Genomic DNA, 20,212 nt, shown 5'->3' with positions numbered 1-20,212 from the left:
ATAGAGTTAATTTTTTGAAAAGACATTTTCTAAAGATTAAACTGACAAATGATAAGATAAATGCGCCGAAAGTGTCTTCATCAATTTTTTTAAAAATTAAGTCCATGTTGGTAAGGGGAGCCTTCTTTGCTAGCCACTTTTACTAGCTCAGACTTGTATCTTTTATTATTGGAAATAAAAATAATCGTCTGATTATCAATAGATACAGCAGAGATACAGCAAAATTGTATCCCCAAGCGTTTCAGCTATTGCCTTGCTTTGTTTCAAGCTTTTTAAATGACTTGAAACCAAAGCAACTTCAAGGTCCTATGCTGAAAATGATATCCTGGGCTAGCTATGCCCAAGCACTGAGTGGGGGCCTGATTCTCTATTATGGCTGGTGGTTTTGGCGCTATGCCGGTGGACTTAAACGCCCTAGTCCCCGATCGGACCAGTCATTCCCGCAGCCCCCATCCCCGGAGCTAGCGCCCCCAACCCCGGAATTGGATGCCCGGCTGCAAAGCCTGGTGATGTTGACCAGTGAAATTACCCACGGGGTGCAGCAGGCATCCCTGGCTGAGCAAAGTCCACAGGCTCTTTTTGCCTATCTGCAGCAAGTGCTACAGCGGTATCCGGAACTGAAGTCCGAGCCCTTTCAGCGCTTCATCTACGGAGTCATTAACGAAGCCTACCAACGTACGGGCTTTATCCCCCTCAATGCTACCGAGCAAGCAAACCTTTGGGAGGCGATCGGATAAAGCTCCTTTAAAGGCCCCGCCTCCCTGGTTGACGGGGTGGGTGCCTTTAAAGCCGACGAGTTTTTCTTTTTTTCACCTTAATCCCTTTCTCCAATGAAAACTACGTGGATGACCCGGCAAGCGGCCCGGCCCTTTGCCCTCCTCAGTGCCTGTCTATTGTTGAGCCTGCGTACCTATGCGCAAGACGGCAACTCCGGCATTGAAGAAGCCAATACCCTGGTCCGGGGGTATTTTGACTCCGGTACCCAACTCATGTACGCCGTAGGCGCCATTCTGGGGCTGATTGGCGCAGTAAAAGTTTTGTGTGCCGTGAACGGTGTTGTTGCCTGAATAACAACAACGCCGGTGCTTTGTAGAAGATGAGGGTAGGCCCCTCGGAACCGCCTTACAGGAGGAGGTTTCAAACCAGCGTATGCGGCTTTAGTTAAGAGCTTTGGTCGTGAGCGATACGTGAAAAGTCGGACTAGATTCCGGCAGGTGACTATGCAAAAGGTGAACACAAGTGAACCGTTGAGGAGGTACCGAAATACAGAAGACGATGTCAAAACCGAACTCCAAAACTTGGTTCGGGATAAGCCAGAGGGAAACCTGCTTACTGCTTTGGCGGCATCCGGTATAGAGACGGCACGAGTTGCATAGAGGCTTTTACAAGGAACACGGGAACCTGTCGTGGGGATGCTAAGGGAGAAATTCAAGCAGAGATCCTGTAAGAATGAGCGTACCGATGCCCCGCACAGGGACAGATCAGTCTGTAGTAGCGTGGAAGCTTCTGTAATGGAAGTAGAGCGAAGGGACTGACTTATTCAGCGAATTTAATTCAAACAACTAATGAAGAATTAGGAGGATTTGAAATGAAAGACGCAAAGCCATTTGAAATTAAGCAACAGCTTGTCAGGGAAGCTTACCAGCAGGTAAAGGCCAATCAGGGCGCAGCGGGGATCGATGCTGCATCGATACGGGACTTTGAGCAAAAGCGCAGCGACAACCTCTATAAAATCTGGAACCGCATGAGTTCTGGCTGTTACCTGCCTGATCCGGTACAATGGGTAGAAATACCGAAAACCGGTGGTGGTAAAATACCTTTTGGGATTCCAACGGTTGAGGATCGTGTGGCTCAGATGGTGGTCGTGATGACCATAGAGCCTGAGATAGAACCACACTTCCATGAAGATTCCTATGCGTATCGGAAGAACAAATCAGCACACCAGGCCCTGGGAAAAGCGAAAGATCGCGCTTACCTGTTTCATTGGGTGGTTGACCTTGACCTCAAGGAGTTCTTCGATAACATAGACCATACGCTTCTCATCAAAGCCCTCGAAAGGCACGTGACCTGCCAGTGGGCGATGTTGTACATCAAACGTTGGTTAATGGTTCCTTACCGGTTAGCCGCGGGGAGACACGTGCAAAGAACCAAAGGAGTACCACAAGGTTCGGTCCTTGGGCCGATACTGGCAAACCTGTTCTTGCACTATGTATTCGACGAATGGATGAAAATAAATCATTCTAACCTCTCATTCGAGCGGTACGCCGATGAGATCCTGGTGCACTGTGTAAGTCTGAAACAAGCCCAATTCATCCAACGCCTGATTAAGCAGCGTTTGGCGGATTGCAAGCTGGAACTCAATGCGACAACGATTGTGTACTGTAAGAAGAACCATCGTGACATCGAATACGATACGATCCAGTTCGATTTCCTTGGTTACACCTTCAAGCCCAGAAGGTCTATCGACGCGCACGGCGTAGTATTCCTGAATTTCTCACCGGCCATCAGTAAGACGGCAAGGACGAAAATCTGGAGCACCATCAGGGACTGGAACCAGCACTACTGGAACTATCTCACCCTGGAGCAAATCGCAGACAAGATCAATCCTATCATTCAGGGGTGGATCAACTACTATGGCAAGTACAACCCACGAGTACTGAAAGAAGTGCTCATGCGCATAAACATGAAGTTGTCTCGTTGGATTCGCAATAAGTTCAAAGGGTTTAGAAAGCATAAGACACGTGCTATTCATAGGCTGGGGGACATCTGTTTGACCAAACCCCACTTGTTTGCCCACTGGTCTTATGGGGTCAAACCCACTGCAAGTCTGCGTAATCGCAAGCAACGGGCAGTTGGCTGAATAAGAAGAGCCGTGTGAGCGGAGACGTTCACGCACGGTTCTGTGAGAGGTTTGGGGTGCGATTCCCCTTACCTACTCGATTCAAAAGTGGAATTCCGGTGATCAGGACACCAACAAAGTGGCTGCGGCCTGGTTTGGTAGTTGCGTTTTTCTGGTCGTCGTGGCTACGGTTATTAAATCGTTTTTCGGCGTATAGTTCATACCGGTATAGACGATGACGAACCGTTCCTACGCTACGCATCAGGGCATAAATCGCCCCGTTGAGCTTTATGGGTTTAAAGCGCAGTATCTGCTCTATCTGGTGCTGAGTCTGATCGGCCTGTTTTTAAGCTTTGTTCTGCTCTACGCGCTGGGCCTGCCAGCTCTGGGGTGTGTGAGTCTGGTAGGCGGTCTGGGCGGCGGCTGGGCCTACCTGCTGCACCGCTGGAGTCAGCGGTACGGGGCGCAGGGCTTGCTTAAATTCTGGGCCCGCCGCCAGCTGCCGTCTCATCTTTCACTGACTTCCCGTACCCTATTCATGCCAATGAACCATGAGAAAAGACCTGAATGAATGCTATCCCTTATTGGATGTTGAAGAGGATGTGCTGCTTTCCAAACAGGGGGACGTCACCCTTGGCTTTCAAGTGGAGTTGCCCGAGCTCTTTTCAATGGATGCAAGGGATTATGAGACTTTGCACCAAAGCTGGGTAAAAGCGATTAAAGGCCTTCCCGCCGGCTGCCTGCTACACAAGCAGGATTGGTTTGTAAGGGAGCAGGTTTCCCTGCCCGCCCCGACCCAAACGCCTAGTTTTCTTAGCCGCAGCAGTGATCGCTTCTTTGCCGGCCGGCCGTATCTCGCCCAGGAGTGTTATTTGTATATCACGTGTAAACCCCGCCAGCGGCGAGCGGCCACCTCGCTCTGGAATACCTTGCTTAAACCTTCTTTACTGCCCCAGCAGACCCTAGATGCTGAAGCCCTAAGCGCTTTCGAGCAAAGCGTACAGCAGTTTAGGCATGAATTGGAGCAAAGTGGTTGGCTGCGCTTGCGAAAGTTGACCCGGGACGACTACTGGTCTACGGCCCATCGACCAGGGCTCGTGGAGCGGTATTGGCACCTAGCCGGGGCTTCGGATGCGCCGCAGATTAAGGAGGTCACCTTAAAGCCCAAACTCCGCGTGGGTAGTCAGGCTACCTGTGTGTATACCCTAGCCGAGGCGGCCAGTTGGCCCACCCTTTGTGGCGTAAGCCGGCCCTTGGAAGCCTATTCGTCGGAAAAGGCACCCGTGGCTACGGGCTTAAGTAGTGTACTGGGCCAACTGCTGCCCTGCAACCACATTTACAACCAATACCTAGTGCTGGAGTCGGATGCGCAGGTGCTTCAGGGCTGGGAACAGCAGCGTCTTCGTTTACAGGCGCTTTCACAGCATTCCCGGGAAAATCAACGAACCTATGCATCGGTACAGGCCTTTTTAGACGAAGCCTTTGCCCAGGGCCGCCGTCCGGTCAAAGCCCACATCAATGTGCTTTGCTGGGCCCCTACCGAGGCCGAATTACAGGCCATCAAGCCCCAGGTGGTCGCCGCCTTTCAGCGGCTGGAGGCCGTGGCCAAAGAAGAAACCGTGATCGAAGCGCAACTGTTCTGGGCGGGACTGCCGGGCAATGCGGCCGAGCTTCCCCGGGAGGAAACCGTACAAACCCTGCTGGAGCCCGTTGCTTGCTGGCTGATGCTCGAACGCAGTACCCGCACGTCGCTGAGTCCGGTCGGCCTACGTTTGGGCGAGCGGCTGACGGGCTACCCGCTGCACGTAGACCTGAGCGATGAGCCGCGGGAGCAGGGCCATATTGACAACCGAAACAAGTTTATTGTGGGCCCGAGTGGGAGCGGCAAATCGTTTTTTACCAATCACTTGGTACGCAGTTACTATGAGCAAGGGGCACACATTGTGTTAGTCGATATTGGCCATAGCTATGCGGGGCTGTGTGAACTGGTACAGGGCTACTATTTTACGTATACCTCCCAGGCGCCCCTGGCGTTTAATCCCTTTTACGGCGAGCCGGGCCAGCCCTGGGAACCGGCAAAAATGGAACTGCTGAAAGGATTGCTGGGGGCGCTTTGGAAAAAACAGCATTCCGAGTTAACCCCGAGTGAGTACACTGGACTATCGAGTGCGCTGCGGGGCTATGCCCGTTGGCAGGCGGCGCATCCGGACGTATTTCCCTGTTTTAATCGTTTTTACGAATACTTGTTTGTCGAATACGCCAGCCAGGTGAAAAACGATCCGGTGCAACAAACCCAGGCGTTTGATCTCGACAACCTGCTCTACGTCTTGCGGCCCTTTTACCAAGGAGGGGAGTTTGACTACCTGCTCAACGCCGAAACCCAATTGGATCTGGTGGAGCAGCGGCTCATCATTTTCGAGCTCTCGCAGATTCAGGATCACCGGATTCTTTTGCCCGTGGTCACGCTGATGATTATGGAGGTCTTTATGAAAAAGCTGGAACTCCAGGGCGTCCGGAAAATACTGCTCATTGAGGAAGCCTGGAAGGCCATTGCCCGCGAAGGAATGGGGGAATACATTCGCTACGTCTTTAAAACCGTGCGCAAATCCTTTGGGGAGGCAATTGTGGTTACCCAGGAAATTGATGACATCATCTCAAGTCCAATCGTCAAGCAAGCGATCCTGGCCAATGCGGATTGTAAAATTCTTCTGGGCCAATTCAAACAGGCCCCGAAGATGGAGCAACTCCAGCAACTGCTGGGCTTAACCGAAAAGCAAAAGGCGCAGGTCATGTCCCTCAACAAAGCCCGCGCTGCCGGCGAATCCTACAAGGAAGTGTTCATTAGCCTGGGCAGTGAGTGGTCCAACGTCTACCGCGTACAGGTATCGCCGACCGAGTACTTGTGCTACACGACGGAGGAGCGCGAAAAAATGCAGGTGACGGCTTACGCCCGGCGCTACGGCAGCTTTCAGCAGGGCCTAGCGATGTTAGCCGCGGAACGGCGTGACTCTACTACCCTTGAAAGCCCATGAAAACCGCACGTGTACTTCTCTTGACGCTGGGCCTATGCCTGGCGGGTCCCCGCCCATCGGTCCAGGCGGCTCTGCCCCTGGCCGAAATCATCAAGCAGGCCATCGTCAAGGTCATCAAAGCCGCGGATTTAGTCATTCAGCGGGAGCAGAACAAGGTCATCTGGTTGCAAAATGCGCAGAAGGCGCTGGAGAATACCATGGCCAAGCTCAAACTCGAGCAAATTGCCGACTGGCTCGAGCAGCACCGCAAACTCTACGCGGATTACTTTGAGGAACTCGCTCGGGTCAAACAAACCCTGGCCTTCTTTCACCGGATTCGGGCGGTTTCGCTGCGTTACTACGCCCTGGAAGCGCTCTACCAGCGGACCTGGACGCAGTTGCAGCAGGATCCCACCTTCACGCCGAACGAGCGGGCGCATATGAACCGGGTGTACCGGGGCATTCTGCAAGCTAGCGGGGAAAACATGCAGCGCCTGTTACTGGTGGTGGAATCCTTTCGCACCCGCATGACCGATGCCGAGCGCCTGGCGCTGATTGAAGCGGCGGCTGATGCAGTGGAGAAAAACTACGAAGACCTGCTGCGTTTTAATCAACAGAACCTGGAAATCCGGCTGGGGCGGGCGCACTCCCAGCGGGAACGCGAAGCCTTACGCCGATGGTACGGATCCTCCTTGCCGTAACGACGCTGCTGGCCGTCGCGCCCGGCGCGGCTGGGCAACTGCCGGAAGAATGGCTGCAGCAAAAGCAAACCCAGAAAAAGTACCTCATCGAGCAAATCGTAGCCGTCCGGACGTATGGGCAAATACTCCAGGAAGGCTACGCCGTAGCTCGGCAGGGACTTTCCCTCTGGGGGCGGATCAGCGGGCGGGACCAGTCCCAGCACCAGGACCACTACGCGCGGCAAGCGGCGATTAATCCGGCGGTGCCGGTGCCCGCGCTTAGTGCCCTGGTCGCGCCGGCGGCTGAACCCCGCTTGCCCTTGCGGCAGGCCGCTTACCTGCGCGCGGTGGACGCACAGCTGCGCAGGCAGGCGGACCAGCTCATGCAGGAGGCGCAAGCCCTGGCTACCGCCTCCCACTACACCTTAAGCGACCAGGCCCGCTGGCAGCGGAGACAGGCGCTGCTCACCGAGTGGCGCTCGCTCCGGGCCACCCATCGGGCGCTCTGGCTGGACGCGCAAGGGTTGGGCCGGCAGCAAAGCCGCAGCCGGCTTGTCCTCACCCACCAGCGCCGCTGGTATAACCCCTAACGCGATGAAAAAACTTTGGGTAACCCTATTGCTGGGCCTGGGAAGTGGTTCCCTGCAGGCGCAAAGCGATGAAATACAGCAACTGCTACTCAATGTGGAAAAACTCGCTCAACTCAAAGAAATCCTCAGCGACTTGGAGCGGGGGTACACCTTGCTGGAATCCGGATATACTACCATTAAGAACCTGGCCCAGGGAAATTTTAAACTACACGAAGCTTTCTTAAACCAGCTGCTTGAGGTAAGCCCGGCCGTGCAAAACTACGCCCGCGTGGCCCAGCTCCTTTCGCAGCAACGCCAGTTGCTATCCGAAATGCAAACCGCTCGGGCGCAACTCGGTCCGGGCATCACTGCTTCGGAACGGGCCTACGTAGGCCGGGTGTATACCCGACTCTACGAAGAAAGCTTCAAAAACCTCGAGAGTCTCACCCTGGTGCTGACGGCTCAGCAACTGCGCATGTCGGATCAGGAACGCCTCGCGGCCATTGATCGCCTGTTTGAAAGGGGGCAGGCGCAGCTCGTCTTTCTGCGGCAATTCAAAGGGCAGGTGGCCGTGTTAGCCCTGAGCCGCCGGCGAGAAACCCAGCAAATCCAACGCTTGTTCCAATGGTACCACCCGTAACCTTTCGATCTTCTTGGCTGCTCACGGGCGCGCTCGTGCTGCTGCCCCTGGGGAGTCAGGCCCAAACGGCGGCGAGTCTGCATGCCGTACTCGCCCAGATTTACGATGAGATGATTCCCCTCTGTAGTCAACTCACGGGCGTAGCCCGGGGGCTGGGGAGTTTTGCCGCCCTGTTTTACATCGCCGTACGGGTATGGCGACATTTGGCCGCCGCCGAACCCGTGGACCTGTTTCCCCTGCTGCGCCCCTTTGCCCTGGGCTTCTGCATTGTAGCTTATCCCAGTGTGCTGGCGCTGATCAATGGCCTGCTCAAACCCGTCACCACCGTTACCGAGGGGATGGTCACCCGCTCCAATCAGGCCATTGAGACCTTGCTCGAGCGGAAGCAAAAAGCCCTGGAACAAACCGATACCTGGCAAATGTACGTCGGGCTGAGTGGGGAAGGCGACCGCGACCGCTGGTTTGAGTACACGCACGAAGCCCTAGGGGAGGGGCCCTTGGAAAGCCTCGGGCATGACGTGGAATTTGCGATGGCCAAAGCGGCCTACCGCTTCCGCAACTCGGTCAAAGAATGGATGAGCGAAATATTGCAGCTGCTTTTTGAAGCGGCCGCCCTGTGCATCAATACGATTCGCACGTTTACGCTGATTGTCCTGGCGATTCTGGGACCCCTGGTGTTTGGAATCGCCATTTTTGATGGCTTTCAAGCGACCCTGACGGCCTGGCTGGCGCGCTATGTGCAGGTGTATTTGTGGTTGCCGGTGGCCAATCTCTTTGGGAGCATCATCGGCAAAATTCAGGAGAACCTGCTTAAACTGGATTTGCAACAGATTGACAGCACGGGCGATACCTTTTTTAGCCCCGCCGATTCGGCGTATTTAATCTTTTTACTCATGGGCATCCTGGGCTATGTGGCCGTACCCTCAGTAGCCAGCTACCTCGTACAGAGTAGTGGCAGCCAGATCCTGCAAATGCGGGTGACGCAATACCTGAGTAGGACGGCATCCGGGATTCAGGCTCTGCTTGCTTCCTCCAAAACGGACCGCAGTTAAGTCGGTCGAATTGTTCCACCGCTATGTTCCAACGACTTCGTAGCCTGGATGCCGCTTTTCGCATCCTGCGCACCTTTACCCTTTGCGTCATCGCCGGTAGTCTGGCCCTGGGAGCCTTTGCCCTGTATCTAAGCCACCGCTTGATTACAGAAAGCCGCCAGCGCGTCTACGTTCTGGCGGCTGGTCAGGCCCTGGAAGCGTACGCCGCCGGCCAAAAGGAGCAACTAGCCATTGAAACCCGCGATCACGTCAAAACCTTTCATCAGCACTTTTTTACGCTGGATCCCGACGAAAAACTCATTCAGGCCAATCTGCGTCAGGCCTTCTACCTGGCCGATGGTTCAGCCAAGCAAGCCTACGACAATTTAAAAGAGAGCGGGTACTATGCCGGGGTGGTCGCTGGCAATATAAGTCAGCGCATCGAGGTCGACAGCATCAGCGTGAATACCACGGAGCATCCCTATCGTTTTCGCTGCGTGGCCACGCAACGCTTGATTCGCAGCAGTCATACCGTGCGGCGGCGCCTGGTCACGCAGGGACGTCTGCGCAGCGTGGGACGCTCCGAGCACAATCCCCATGGCTTTTTAATCGAGCGCTGGACGACGCTGGAAAACCGGGACATTCGGCCATGAAGTGGCGCTCCTGGCCCGAACCCTGGCGCACCTATGGCCTGCTGCTGGCCTGGGCCTTACCCCTGGCGCTCCTGGTCCTGCTCTTGGCTTTGGAGCTTTTTAATCCCGCCAATGCGCGCTTTGCGGATTCTTCCTTACATCCTTAACCCTTCTTGCGATGATGCTCTCGACTTTGACTCCGCCGCAGCGGGCCCTGCTTTGGTTGCCTCTGCTCGTGGTTCCGCTACTCACGTTGGCCTTTTACGCGCTGGGCGGGGGCGGACCCCAGGCTCCGGTGGAAAGTAAACTGAACGATCGGTTGCCCGAGGCGGTATTTAAAGAGGCCGGTATCCTCGACAAGCTCAAGACCTACGAAAAGGCCGCCCTGGATTCCAGCCGACTGGACCAGGTACGCTTTCCGGCGGATTCCCTCGAGCAGCAGGCCTGGCAGCGCAGTCAGCGCCAGCGGACCCAGGTGATGCACCAACTCGATGCCTTAGAGCATCGCTACGCCGAAGTCCCGGTCCGCTTGCCGCCGGTGCTAGCCACCGAGCACGATTCCCCCGGGTTGCCGCGTTTACCGCGACCCGATCCCGGGCCAGATCCGGAATTGAAAGCCTTGCATGCCTTGCTGGACAAGGTGATTCTCGTGCAACGCGGGGCGACGGATTCCCTTCCCGCGGCTACCGCCCCCGTCGTGGCCACTCGACCCGACAGTTTATCCAATGCCTTCTACGGGCTAAGCCTCCAGGCAGGCCCGCCTGCGGCCTTGCGGGCAGAGATTGCTCACACCCAAACAATTCAGCCGGGGGCTACTGTCTGCTTGCGCCTGACCGAACCCGGACGCCTGGGGACCATGGAACTGCCCGCCCAGCAGCCGCTCTGTGGACAGGCGCAGCTCCGGGGGGAGCGGTTGCTGATTTCCATCGTGAGCCTGCGACGGGGGCAAACGCTACTGCCCGTCCAACTGACGGTCTACGATGTCGACGGCATCGAAGGCCTGTTGGTTCCGGGCTCGCTGACGCGGGAATCCCTCCAGGAATCCGCCCAGCGCTCGGCCCAGCGGCTGATGCTCCCCGTCGGGGGCTTGGAAACGCAGGCGGCGCAACTCGGCTTGCAGACGGCGCAAACGCTGCTGCAGAAACACGGCCGGGCCCGCAAGGTGACCTTGCCCGCGGGCTATCAGGTGCTACTTCAACCCTTAAATCCTAGCCGTTTATGAAACGTTTGCTTCTACTGGGGCTCCTGGCCCTAAGCCTAGCTAGTCGCGGGCAAACCCCACCGGATACTTTAGCGCTAAGCTTTCGAAAAACCACCCACTTGATTTTTCCGACGTCCATCCTGAGCGTAGATCGGGGCAGTGGCCAGGTGCTCGCCGAGTCGTCCCAGGCTCTGGACAACGTGTTGCTCGTGAAGGCGGCCCGCAAAGCTTTCGAGCCCACCAACCTCACCGTCATTACCAGCGACGGGAAACTCTACAGCTTTGAACTGCGCTACCAGGAGCAGCCTCAGCCCCTGGTCTGGCGGCACCGGGAAGGATCGGTGACTTTTAGTGAGACTGCCCAGCGGGCCTTGCAGGCGCGGCCTTTTCTGCGCCGGCCCCACGTCCGGCGGGGTGGAGCCAAGCTACGGGTACGGGGACTCTACCGGCACGAGCAGCGATTGTATGTGCTGTTGGCGCTGACGAATGCCGCGCGCCTTCCTTGGGTGACGGGAACCGTGGAGGCCCGCCTGCAGGATCGCCGCCTGCCGAAGCGAACGGCCCGGCAACACGTGCCGATTGCGGGGCTACAGTTCGTGCCCGTCAAGGTCGCGCCCGGTCAGCAGCAGCCGCTGGTGGTGGCCCTGCCGGCCCAGTCCTGGAACCCCCGCAAGGTCCTTCGCCTGGAACTAGCCGAAAAAACCGGCGGGGGGCGCCTGACCCTGACCCTTTCGCCGCGTCACCTGCAAACCGCCCGTCCCCTGTAAGGTTATGTCAAAAAAAGCAACAGCTCAAGGGCGGTATGTATGCACCCGGTTAAGTCTGGAAGAGTACGCGACGTTCCGTCAGCAGGTACAGCAAAGTAATTACCCGTCGGCGGCGGCCTATGCCCGCCGCTTGCTCCTGCAAAAACCGGTGACCCTGCGCTACCGCAATGCTTCCCTGGACGATGCCCTGGAAGAATTAGTCCTGCTACGCCATCACCTGGAAACCTTACTGGAACGTCCCCAGGAACCGGCGCTGGCCGCAGCTATTCAACGCTTACAAACGCTCATTGAAACCCTTACTCCGCTATGGTTGCCATCATGAGTGCCACCCGGCAGATTCAGCGGGCCCTGCACTACAACGAGCAAAAAGTAGCCCAGGGCCAGGCGCAGTGCCTCGATGCGGGCTATTATCCCCGGGCGGCCGAAACCTTAAGCCTGTCCCAGAAACGCCTGCGCCTGCAACAGCGGGCTGAGCTCAATAAAAAAGTAAAAAAGCCCTACGTTCACCTGACGCTTAATTTTCACCCGAAGGATGCCCTGTCCCCGCGGCGGCTCAAACAGATGGCCGAAGCCTACCTCGAGCGCATTGGCTACGCCCGCCAGCCCTATCTGGTCTACCAGCACCACGACGTAGCGCACCCGCACCTACACGTGCTCACGACCAATATTACGGCGCAGGGGCGGCGCATCAATGCGGCGCCTTACGCCATCAAGCAAGCCGCTCAGCACCTGGAACTGACTTGGGGCCTAATCCCCGCGCGCCAGGCGCGTGCGCTTTACCCGGCCCAGACGCCTACACTGGCTGCCACGGTAGCCCACATCCGCCAAACCTACGCCTACACCAGCCTGGTGGAATTCAATGCGATTCTGCAGGGGTATGCGCTACAGGTGCGCCAGCGGAACCCGGGCCCCGGTCACGTGCCGGGCCTGTATTACCAGCGGCTGGATGGGCAAGGGCAGTCGCATTCGGTTCCCATTCCGGCCAGTAAGCTGCCGGGCAAGCCCACGTTAGCGGCGCTGGAAAAACAATTTGCCTGGCACGCCCTCCAGCCCAGTGCCCCCCGCGCTTTGGAAAACAAGCTACGCTGGTGTCTGGAGCGCTCGCCAAGCCTAAGCGACTTCCTGGCGTCCTTGCGGGGTCAGGCAATCCAGGCCGTGCTAACGGATAGCGCGCTGGTGTACGTCGATCACGGGCGGGCGATTGCCGTGCAGGCCACGCGCCTGTCGGCAGGCCTGCAGGGACCGGGCCTGGAAAAAGCCTTTCAACTCAGTCCGACTCACCTCCAACAGGGCCTACGCGCCCGGCATGTACCCGAACTTGACGCGGCACCCAACCTACGCCCGCGTCTTCACCTGTAACCTGGCTACTACGCATGAACACGGGAGAAAACACGCAGGCGCTACGCGGCATCCTCGACCTGACGCGACTCATTAGCGTCAGTCTGCTGGGCCTTCACGGCTATTACTACGGGTATCAGGCCTTTCTGGGCTGGCAGCTCACCCATCCGATTACGGACCGTTTGCTGCGGCACATCGCCCAGACGGGCCTCTTTGATACCCTGGCTACCTCTAAACTATTAGCCCTGGGATTTTTAGCCCTTTCCTTACTCGGCGTCCAGGGGCGAAAGGATGAACGCTACTCGGTAACTGCCGCGGCCCTATGGATGGGGGTGGGCCTGGTCCTCTACGCAACGAGTCCCTGGGTGTTCGTTACCGCTTGGCCCACCCCGACGCTGGTGAGCACGTACCTGGGCCTAACGGGTGGAGGGTATTTACTGCTGTTGCGCGGCGGGAGTCAAGTCTCGCGCATTATTCAAAAGCACTGGCAGGGCGAGCCCTTTAATCACGCCAATGAAACCTTTCCCCAGGAGCAGCGCCGGCTTCCCAATGCCTACGCTTTGCATTTTCCGACGGACTTTATGTACCGGGGTAAACGCCACCGCGGCTGGATCAACGTCATTAATCCCTTTCGGGGGCTGATGGTATTGGGCATGCCCGGCGCGGGAAAATCCTACTTTGTCATTCGGCACGTCATCCAGCAGCATCTGGCCAAGGGCTTTGCGATGTTTATCTACGATTTTAAGTACGATGATTTAACCCGCATTGCCTATTACCACTATCGCCAGCAGCGCTCCTGCCTGTCCTTCTACGTGCTGAATTTTGATGATTTGTCCCGCTCGCACCGCTGTAACCCCGTAGCGGCAACGTATTTGCTGACCCTGCAGGACGCCGATGAATCGGCCGAAACCTTGCTGCTGAGTCTGAACCGGGACTGGATTCAGCGGAAGGACTTTTTTGTCAGCTCCTCGTTTAGTCTGCTGGCGGCCTTACTCTGGTTTCTGCGGCTCTACCAAGACGGTCGCTACTGCACGCTCCCGCACGCCATTGAACTCCTGCACATGGATTATGACCGCCTGTTTAGCGTGCTGCAACGCGACGAAGACCTGCGTAAACGCGTCAGTCCCTTTGTCTCGGCGTATCTCAACAATGCCATGGAGCAGGTTGAAGGGCAGCTGGCTTCGGTAAAAATTTCGCTGGCCAAGCTGGTTTCCCCCACGATGTATTATCTGCTATCCGGCAATGATTTTGATTTGAATCTCAATGACCCCGCCCGTCCTAAGATCATTTGCATGGGCAACAACCCCCTGCGCTCGGCGGCCAACGGGGCGATCGTGTCCCTGTACGTCAATCGTCTGCTCAAGCTCTGTAACCAGAAAGGGCGCCATCCGGCCAGTCTGGTGTTTGATGAGTTTCCGACGATTTACCTGCACGAAATGGACAAAACCCTGGCTACGGCGCGCTCCAATCAAATCGCGGTGACCTTAGCCCTGCAGGATTTAAGTCAGTTACGCAAAGATTATGGCAAGGACCCCGCTGACGTGCTTTTTAATTTAACGAGTAACGTCATCGCGGGCCAGGTAACGGGCGAGACGGCCCGGCAGCTTTCCGAGCGCATCGGTAAGATTGTGCAGGATCGCAGGAGCTATTCCGTCAATCGTACGGATACTTCTTTTAGTCACGCCCAGCACCTGGACTATGCCTTGCCCGTTTCACGGATTGCTACGTTGTCTTCGGGGGAGTTTGTGGGACTCGTGGGCGATGAGCCCGGGTGTGAGATTCCGCGCAAGGCTTTTCACGCGCGCATTCGCAATGACCATGCAGCACTCGCCCGGGAGGAAAAACAATTTACGGATGTGCCCATCGTAAGAACCCTGGGGGCGGATACGCTTGATCAGACGGTGAAACGTATACGTGAAGAGGTAATCACGCTGGTAGGGGATTGCCTGGATGAGATGCAGCGGGATCCGCGCTTGCAGCATCTGCTGGTGCAGAAAAAGCGTTAAGCGAAAGCAAAGAAAAAGCCAGTGGCGGCTGGCGAAGGTAGGTTACGCGCGCTTCTGAGCGACGCACATCAGCGATAAGGCACTGGTCTTCGCGTCGGGATTGCGGGCGGAAAGCAGGTTGCCTAAGCGGTACTTCAACTCGGCTTTTCCGTGAACGCCCTGCAGGGCTTCCGCACCCACTTCGTGATTATGCGGGTATAGGTTCACCCGAAAGCCTGCGGGCTCCAGGGTTTGTTGGAAAAGCTCCGGGGTAACGCCGTGTCCGGGTTTGTGGTGGATTTCCGAGGCCAGCGCGGCTTCCTGCTGCACATTGGATTTGTGAAAGCTGTGGCCAATCCAGTTATAATACCAAAGTCGGGCATTCCAAAGCAGTTTAGCCATGCCTTTGTAGTTCCAGGCACTTAATTGGGGATCGTGGTCAGTAATGAGCAAGCCTCCGGGCTTGACCAGGCGAGCGGCCTCCGCTAAAACGGCTTGCATATCATCGCAGTGATGAAGCGTAGCATTAAGCGTAACCAAATCGGCAAAGCCCGAGGTAAAGGGAAGGGCCGTGGCATCGGCTAGTACGGGCACATAGCCCTGTTGGGCGGCAAAAGCCAGTGATCCTGGCGCGACGTCTACGCCGATGAGCAATTTGGGTTTGCCCTGCAGCGTAGCAAAAATGTTACCCGGACCGCAACCAATGTCAACGACGACTTTGTCCGTCCAGTCCCCAGTGGCGGCCTGCCAGCGGCTTTTGAAGGGTTCACTGCGGTGACAGTAGATTAAATACTCTTCGGCCCATTCGGGATGGTCAAAATAATGAGCGTTGGCCCGCAGGCCTTCCGTGGGATGGGTAATGGGAAAGGCCAGGTAGCCATCTTTTTCCTGACCCGGGGCGGTCAAATACGGGGCAAGCGTTTCCTGTAATCGAGTAGCAGTCATCATACGAAGACGTTAAGTGATTAGAAAACATACAGAAAGCGTAGGATAAACAGAAAAGAAAGCGGGATTCGGGGCGATCTGCTCGAAAAGGAAGGAATAGAAAAAGCAGGAGCCGTAGGTCCTTTACTTCGGACGTGACGTAGATAGGTATAGGTTGGTGTAAAGGATAGGCGGGGATACGCATCAAAACTAGTAAATCCTACGTAGTTGTACAAGCGACAAATACCTCTTTTTTTTTATAGGAGCTTGATAGACAGGCGGATGGATTTGGGAAAGCAGCCAAGGGAGATGAGCTTGCAGGCGTAACAAATAAAAACCCGGAACTTCTGTCCAGCCAACAGAAGCCCGGGAATGCCCGATTAGGGGTTCAGGGGGGTTAATACAATAGCTTTATAGTTGCAGAAAGGAACGGCGGCAACGCATGCACTGGTAATAACGCGTATTTAAAAAGAATAGCGAAAACTTGACCAGTAACGGACGTCGGCGTCTTTCTGTGTCTTTACAACGGCAATAGGGACAATTGGCGGAATTAGAAATAAAGGACATAATTAAAGCGGGGGTAAATCAGCCGTGGAGGCAGCCACAGCCGGGGGGATTGATTAAGGAGTATTGATAGGGCTTTTGGTAAAACAATAACGAGAGCAAATATGCCCTCACCTTCCCAGAAAGGGCATCAAAAATGTTTCAATTGATACGACAGGCGTTACCTAGATGCATAGAACTACAATTATTCGTTGCCTTGCAAGCGTGTCTATGCATTGTCTATATCTATTATAGCTTAAAAAATGTCTAGCACTGACGTTACGAATGATAGCGTTGAGGTTACATTGTTGAAAAGACTGCATAAAAGCGTTACTAGAGGTTTAACTCCAAAAAAGGCTTCATACGATTGCTAAAGACTTTTTTATGCGGCGTTTAGACTTTCGTTACGTTAGTAAAGCTAGGATAGCCCCAAAAGTAGGGTCTTGACACGCAAACGTAATTAATGTATATTCAAACATTATTTCGTCATATGGCGGTATGACAAAAGAAGGGAGTAACATCTCACCCCAGGCAAACGAGCCTGGGGTTTTTTAATGTTTCAATGAAACAAGCGACACCGATGCACAGGCGGTGACAAGCGTTTAGGGCACTGCTTACACGTTTCATGAACGTCTTACCTTCCGGCTAGCGTCCGATTTTTAAAGCCGTCCATCGAACCGCGTTTTTTTCGTACCTTTCCCCAAACCAGCTACCCCATGTCTTTTCGTTTCCTTCGGTATTGCCTATGGTTTTTGGCGTATGGATCGGCCTGTGCCCAATTCAACCGACCAGATACCTTGTCTCATACCGGACTCTATTATCAGGCTGAACTCAGTGGCTGGACGGCTCAGCGTAGCCAAACCCCTTTCTGGTTGCGAACGAATCAGTTTGGAGCCTTACCCTGGGCTTCGCCGGGAGCTTTGTTCAACGGGAGCCTGGGGGGGCGGTGGCAGGCGGGAAACTGGACGCTGAAAGCCAGTGTACAGGCCGTAGGGCAGCTTACCCGCTCGCCTCAGGTGGTACTGCCTCAGGCATACGTAGGGCTGGAGCGGGGCCATGTTGAATTATACGTGGGGCGGCGTCGGGAGATAAACGGCTTGACGGACACCCTGTTGACCTCGGGTTCGTATGCGTATTCGGGAAATGCCGTGCCTATTACGCAGGTAAGGCTAGGAACGCGTGATTACGCTCCCTTAGGCTTTACCAAAGGCTGGGTGGCGGTTAATGCCTTCATGAGTCACGGCTGGTTTACCGATACGGATTCCATGAAAAACGTCTGGTTGCACAGCAAAGCCCTGTTTGTGCGCCTAGGGAAGCAAAAATGGCATCTATACGGTGGCGTGACTCACTTCGTCCAATGGGGAGGGTATTCCGCTTACCTCGAACCGGGTTTGACGCGTAATGGCCACTTGCCTCGCAACTGGACCGCGTTTAAAAATGTACTCTGGCCGGGAAGTTTGGAAGGAAATGCGAATGATCAGTTAACGGGGCACGATACCCTGAATCGGGTGGGGAATCAACTAGGTTCGATTGATCTGGGATTGGAACTCAACCTACGGAGCTTTCAACTGCTATTCTATCATCAGCACGCCTACGAAGACATGTCCGGAGTTGCTTTTCAAAACTTTCCCGACGGCATCTTCGGTCTACGCTGGAAAACAACGACCCCTGGTAAAGCCTTTCAACTTCGGCAGCTGACCCTGGAATATATTACGACGCTCAACCGCAGTGGCCGGGGACCCAAGGGGTATGACGACTACTTTTATAACGGCCAATATTTAGACGGCTGGGTGCACGAAAATTACATCATTGGTACCCCCTTGTTTACCCGCACCAAAGATATTCCCTACGCCCTACGCCAAACCTACAGTGATCTAAACCGGCCACGTTCGGTCAATAATAATGCCCTTCGGGCCTGGCATGTGGGCTTGGAAGCGCAAGTATGGGTGCCCGTGCAGATTCTCCTCACGCGTACGACCTACGTAGATGATCCCTTCCGCTCCGATTCGCATCGGTTTAGGCAATTTTCCATGAGCGTGGCTCTACCCGCCATTCCTTTAGGGCGGGGACTCTTCGGCGGGTTGAAGCTAGCCCTGGATCGGGGTGATCTGTTTTCCCAGAATGCCGGGTTGCTATTCAGTCTGCGTAAAGTAGGGGGCTGGGGACACCCGTAGTGGTTAAGCCAGCAACCGGGTCAATTTCCATTGTAGCTGTTCCCACCAACTGAGCTGAACATGCTGGCTTACCCAGGGGAGTAGTCCCGGATTATGGCTAATGTCGTAGCCTTTTTCGGTTAGACTGTAGTACGTTTTACCCCGAGAGACGAGAAGCCCGGCCTTCACCAAGCACTGAAAGGCCCAGTGGCGTACCCAAGGGTCCCGTGCATTTCGTTTGGCATAGGTCTGATCCTGAAGCTGCTGATGGATGCGTTCGACCTCAAGGAGTAACTCCGCCGGCATGGCCATAAGTTTAAGGATAAGAAAGGCATGGGGGGTCCAAACCTGGCCCCCCATGCGTCGCTGCTATTGACCGTATAATTGCTGACTGACGGCTTCGTATTTGTCGCCCTTACTCCAGCGGGGACGACTCGCACGGTTGGCAATCAGACGTGCCACATAAGCGTAGGTCTGGCAATATTTAAGTAAATACGGATAACTAATCGAGTCCGGATTGTCACTGACCTGATGGTAGAATTTAAATAAACCGGCATCAAACTTCGTGAAGCCGGGCGCAAACGTCGGGGCAGGTACGCCCTTGGCGGCAAAGCTAACGTTGTCGGATCGGTCAAAGAGTCCCTGCTCGGGGGCGGGATCGGCATTCACCTTCAATCCAAACGCCGCCGCGGCGGTTTCAAATTCGGTTTGCGTACCCGTACGCTCCAAGCCAATGACGGTAACCAGCGTCGTATCATTGTAGCCTGCACCATCGCAATTCAGGTTATACACGCAGGATTTCATGGGTAGGAGTGGGTGTTCGGCGTAATACTTACTACCCAGGAGCCCGAGTTCTTCGCCCGTAAAGTTTAAAAACAGAATCGAGCGTTTAGGCTTCACGCTGGTAAGCGTCTGGGCGGCACTGAGTACGGCTGCCGTTCCGAAGGCATTGTCGCGGGTTCCGTTGAAGATGCTGTCAGCGGCCGTAAAGGTACCGCCCCCGTTTTTACCCGTACCTACGTGATCGAAGTGGGCGGATAAAACCACGTATTCCTGCTTGAGAACCGGATCCGTACCTTCTAGTACGGCGGCTACGTTAAAGGAGCGAATCGCCTGTTTGCTCTGACTGGGCGTTTGACCGGAGAGTTGTTTGACTTGGTCGCGGTTGAAACCTTTGGCTGCTTTTCCGCCCAGCCATAAGTGGGGGAGTGAGGCGGGCGAAGTACCGTCCGCGGCTAAACGGACTTGCTCCCGGCCAAAATAATTGGCTACGCTCATCCAGGGCAACTGCGGCGGTAATACTTCAATCAAAGCCAAGGCTCCGTGCTGAGCCGCGATCTTTGACTTTTGCTCGGCCGATTCAAAACCTTCCATGGGTGATTTAGCATCGGCCGTGCCAAACTGAGCAACGACAATTTTTCCTTTCACGTCGAGGCCCTGGTAATCGTTTTCCAGGCCATAGGCCGCAAAAACGACGGGAGCCTGCTGAAACGAGGCCGACTCCCCCGAAAAGCTGATGAAATGCTCTTTCACCTTTAAGGTATCACTACCGTAGGTCAAATAACCCTGACTGCCGGGCGTTACCCGTTCGAGGTTTACCGTTTGCAGGTAGTCTTCGCCAGCCGCTGGTTTAAGCCCCAAACTGCGGTAGTATTCAGCCAGGTAGCGGGCCGCTACATTATTGGTGATTTCACCCGTACGCCGACCCAGCATTTCATCCGCAGCCAAAAAGCGAACGTGTTGCCCGACCGTGGCTTCCTTTAGGGCGAATTCGGGCAAGGCTTTGGTTGGGGTAGCTGCTTTGGATTTTTTGGGTGTTTGGGCCTGTAAAGAGGCACTCGCCAGCACGCCGCAAAGGGCCGCCTGAAGCAAAAATTTCATTCGGTGTTCTGTTAGGTT

At 55.3% G+C, this 20,212-nt stretch carries 21 protein-coding genes; 18 read left to right on the top strand and 3 right to left on the bottom strand.

Annotation, left to right across the window (positions count from 1 at the left end):
* The first annotated feature begins 308 nt into the window (after positions 1-308).
* The 17 genes from C5O19_RS25075 to mobC all read left to right on the top strand — a co-directional run bounded on the left by C5O19_RS25075 (position 309) and on the right by mobC (position 14,714).
* Positions 309-737 carry a hypothetical protein gene (locus tag C5O19_RS25075; RefSeq protein WP_104716115.1) on the top strand — a complete coding sequence of 143 codons (429 nt, stop codon included), beginning with the start codon at positions 309-311 and terminating at the stop codon, positions 735-737.
* 93 nt (positions 738-830) lie between these two features.
* On the top strand, positions 831-1,067 hold the full coding sequence (locus tag C5O19_RS25070; RefSeq protein ID WP_104716114.1) for a DUF4134 family protein: 237 nt from the start codon (positions 831-833) through the stop codon (positions 1,065-1,067).
* A 521-nt stretch (positions 1,068-1,588) separates the two neighbouring features.
* Entirely contained in the window at positions 1,589-2,860 is a 1,272-nt protein-coding gene (ltrA, locus tag C5O19_RS25065) for a group II intron reverse transcriptase/maturase (RefSeq protein ID WP_104716113.1), read from the top strand.
* Between the two features lie 61 nt (positions 2,861-2,921).
* Complete coding sequence (locus C5O19_RS25060; RefSeq protein WP_449441380.1) at positions 2,922-3,056, top strand: DUF4134 family protein; 135 nt, start codon at positions 2,922-2,924, stop codon at positions 3,054-3,056.
* An 18-nt stretch (positions 3,057-3,074) separates the two neighbouring features.
* Positions 3,075-3,410 (top strand): DUF4133 domain-containing protein, encoded by a 336-nt coding sequence (locus C5O19_RS26580; RefSeq protein ID WP_104716112.1) that lies wholly within the window; start codon positions 3,075-3,077, stop codon positions 3,408-3,410.
* Positions 3,391-5,871, top strand: coding sequence for a TraG family conjugative transposon ATPase (locus C5O19_RS25050; RefSeq protein WP_104716111.1), 2,481 nt, complete (start codon positions 3,391-3,393; stop codon positions 5,869-5,871). The genes C5O19_RS26580 and C5O19_RS25050 overlap by 20 nt, the downstream gene beginning before the upstream one ends.
* On the top strand, positions 5,868-6,551 hold the full coding sequence (locus C5O19_RS25045) for a conjugal transfer protein TraI (protein ID WP_104716110.1): 684 nt from the start codon (positions 5,868-5,870) through the stop codon (positions 6,549-6,551). Before C5O19_RS25050 ends, C5O19_RS25045 begins: the two co-directional genes overlap by 4 nt.
* Positions 6,527-7,120 carry a hypothetical protein gene (locus C5O19_RS25040; protein ID WP_104716109.1) on the top strand — a complete coding sequence of 198 codons (594 nt, stop codon included), beginning with the start codon at positions 6,527-6,529 and terminating at the stop codon, positions 7,118-7,120. Before C5O19_RS25045 ends, C5O19_RS25040 begins: the two co-directional genes overlap by 25 nt.
* Before the next feature lie 4 nt (positions 7,121-7,124).
* A complete protein-coding gene (locus C5O19_RS25035; protein ID WP_104716108.1) occupies positions 7,125-7,739 on the top strand; it encodes a hypothetical protein in 615 nt (204 codons plus the stop codon).
* Entirely contained in the window at positions 7,724-8,791 is a 1,068-nt protein-coding gene (gene traJ, locus C5O19_RS25030; RefSeq protein WP_104716107.1) for a conjugative transposon protein TraJ, read from the top strand. The genes C5O19_RS25035 and traJ overlap by 16 nt, the downstream gene beginning before the upstream one ends.
* Positions 8,792-8,814: 23 nt before the next feature.
* Positions 8,815-9,423, top strand: coding sequence for a conjugative transposon protein TraK (gene traK, locus C5O19_RS25025; RefSeq protein WP_104716106.1), 609 nt, complete (start codon positions 8,815-8,817; stop codon positions 9,421-9,423).
* Positions 9,420-9,569, top strand: a complete 150-nt coding sequence (locus C5O19_RS26135) for a hypothetical protein (RefSeq protein WP_165796127.1) — start codon at positions 9,420-9,422, stop codon at positions 9,567-9,569. Before traK ends, C5O19_RS26135 begins: the two co-directional genes overlap by 4 nt.
* A gap of 11 nt (positions 9,570-9,580) precedes the next feature.
* On the top strand, positions 9,581-10,624 hold the full coding sequence (gene traM / locus C5O19_RS25020; protein ID WP_104716105.1) for a conjugative transposon protein TraM: 1,044 nt from the start codon (positions 9,581-9,583) through the stop codon (positions 10,622-10,624).
* Positions 10,621-11,370: a DUF4138 domain-containing protein gene (locus C5O19_RS25015; protein ID WP_104716104.1), complete on the top strand. Its 750-nt coding sequence runs from the start codon at positions 10,621-10,623 to the stop codon at positions 11,368-11,370. The genes traM and C5O19_RS25015 overlap by 4 nt, the downstream gene beginning before the upstream one ends.
* A 4-nt stretch (positions 11,371-11,374) precedes the next feature.
* A complete protein-coding gene (locus C5O19_RS25010) occupies positions 11,375-11,692 on the top strand; it encodes a hypothetical protein (RefSeq protein ID WP_104716103.1) in 318 nt (105 codons plus the stop codon).
* Complete coding sequence (locus C5O19_RS25005) at positions 11,677-12,729, top strand: relaxase/mobilization nuclease domain-containing protein (protein WP_104716102.1); 1,053 nt, start codon at positions 11,677-11,679, stop codon at positions 12,727-12,729. Before C5O19_RS25010 ends, C5O19_RS25005 begins: the two co-directional genes overlap by 16 nt.
* A 14-nt stretch (positions 12,730-12,743) precedes the next feature.
* Positions 12,744-14,714: a conjugal transfer protein MobC gene (mobC, locus tag C5O19_RS25000; RefSeq protein ID WP_104716101.1), complete on the top strand. Its 1,971-nt coding sequence runs from the start codon at positions 12,744-12,746 to the stop codon at positions 14,712-14,714.
* A gap of 42 nt (positions 14,715-14,756) precedes the next feature.
* On the opposite strand, the gene C5O19_RS24995 is transcribed toward mobC, so the two are convergent.
* A complete protein-coding gene (locus C5O19_RS24995; protein WP_243406511.1) occupies positions 14,757-15,641 on the bottom strand; it encodes a class I SAM-dependent methyltransferase in 885 nt (294 codons plus the stop codon).
* Positions 15,642-16,876: 1,235 nt separating this feature from the next.
* On the opposite strand from C5O19_RS24995, the gene C5O19_RS24990 reads away from it, so the two are divergent.
* Positions 16,877-18,334, top strand: a complete 1,458-nt coding sequence (locus C5O19_RS24990) for a capsule assembly Wzi family protein (protein ID WP_104716099.1) — start codon at positions 16,877-16,879, stop codon at positions 18,332-18,334.
* Positions 18,335-18,337: 3 nt separating this feature from the next.
* Here the strand turns inward: C5O19_RS24990 and C5O19_RS24985 are convergent, their stop codons facing one another.
* Complete coding sequence (locus tag C5O19_RS24985; RefSeq protein ID WP_104716098.1) at positions 18,338-18,625, bottom strand: hypothetical protein; 288 nt, start codon at positions 18,623-18,625, stop codon at positions 18,338-18,340.
* A gap of 57 nt (positions 18,626-18,682) precedes the next feature.
* On the bottom strand, positions 18,683-20,194 hold the full coding sequence (locus C5O19_RS24980) for a M28 family peptidase (protein WP_104716097.1): 1,512 nt from the start codon (positions 20,192-20,194) through the stop codon (positions 18,683-18,685).
* Positions 20,195-20,212: the final 18 nt, after the last annotated feature.

The organism is Siphonobacter curvatus, from assembly GCF_002943425.1.
Taxonomy (GTDB): domain Bacteria; phylum Bacteroidota; class Bacteroidia; order Cytophagales; family Spirosomataceae; genus Siphonobacter; species Siphonobacter curvatus.
Note: the sequence above shows the minus strand (reverse complement) of the source record. Positions and strands in the feature narration are given on the sequence as shown.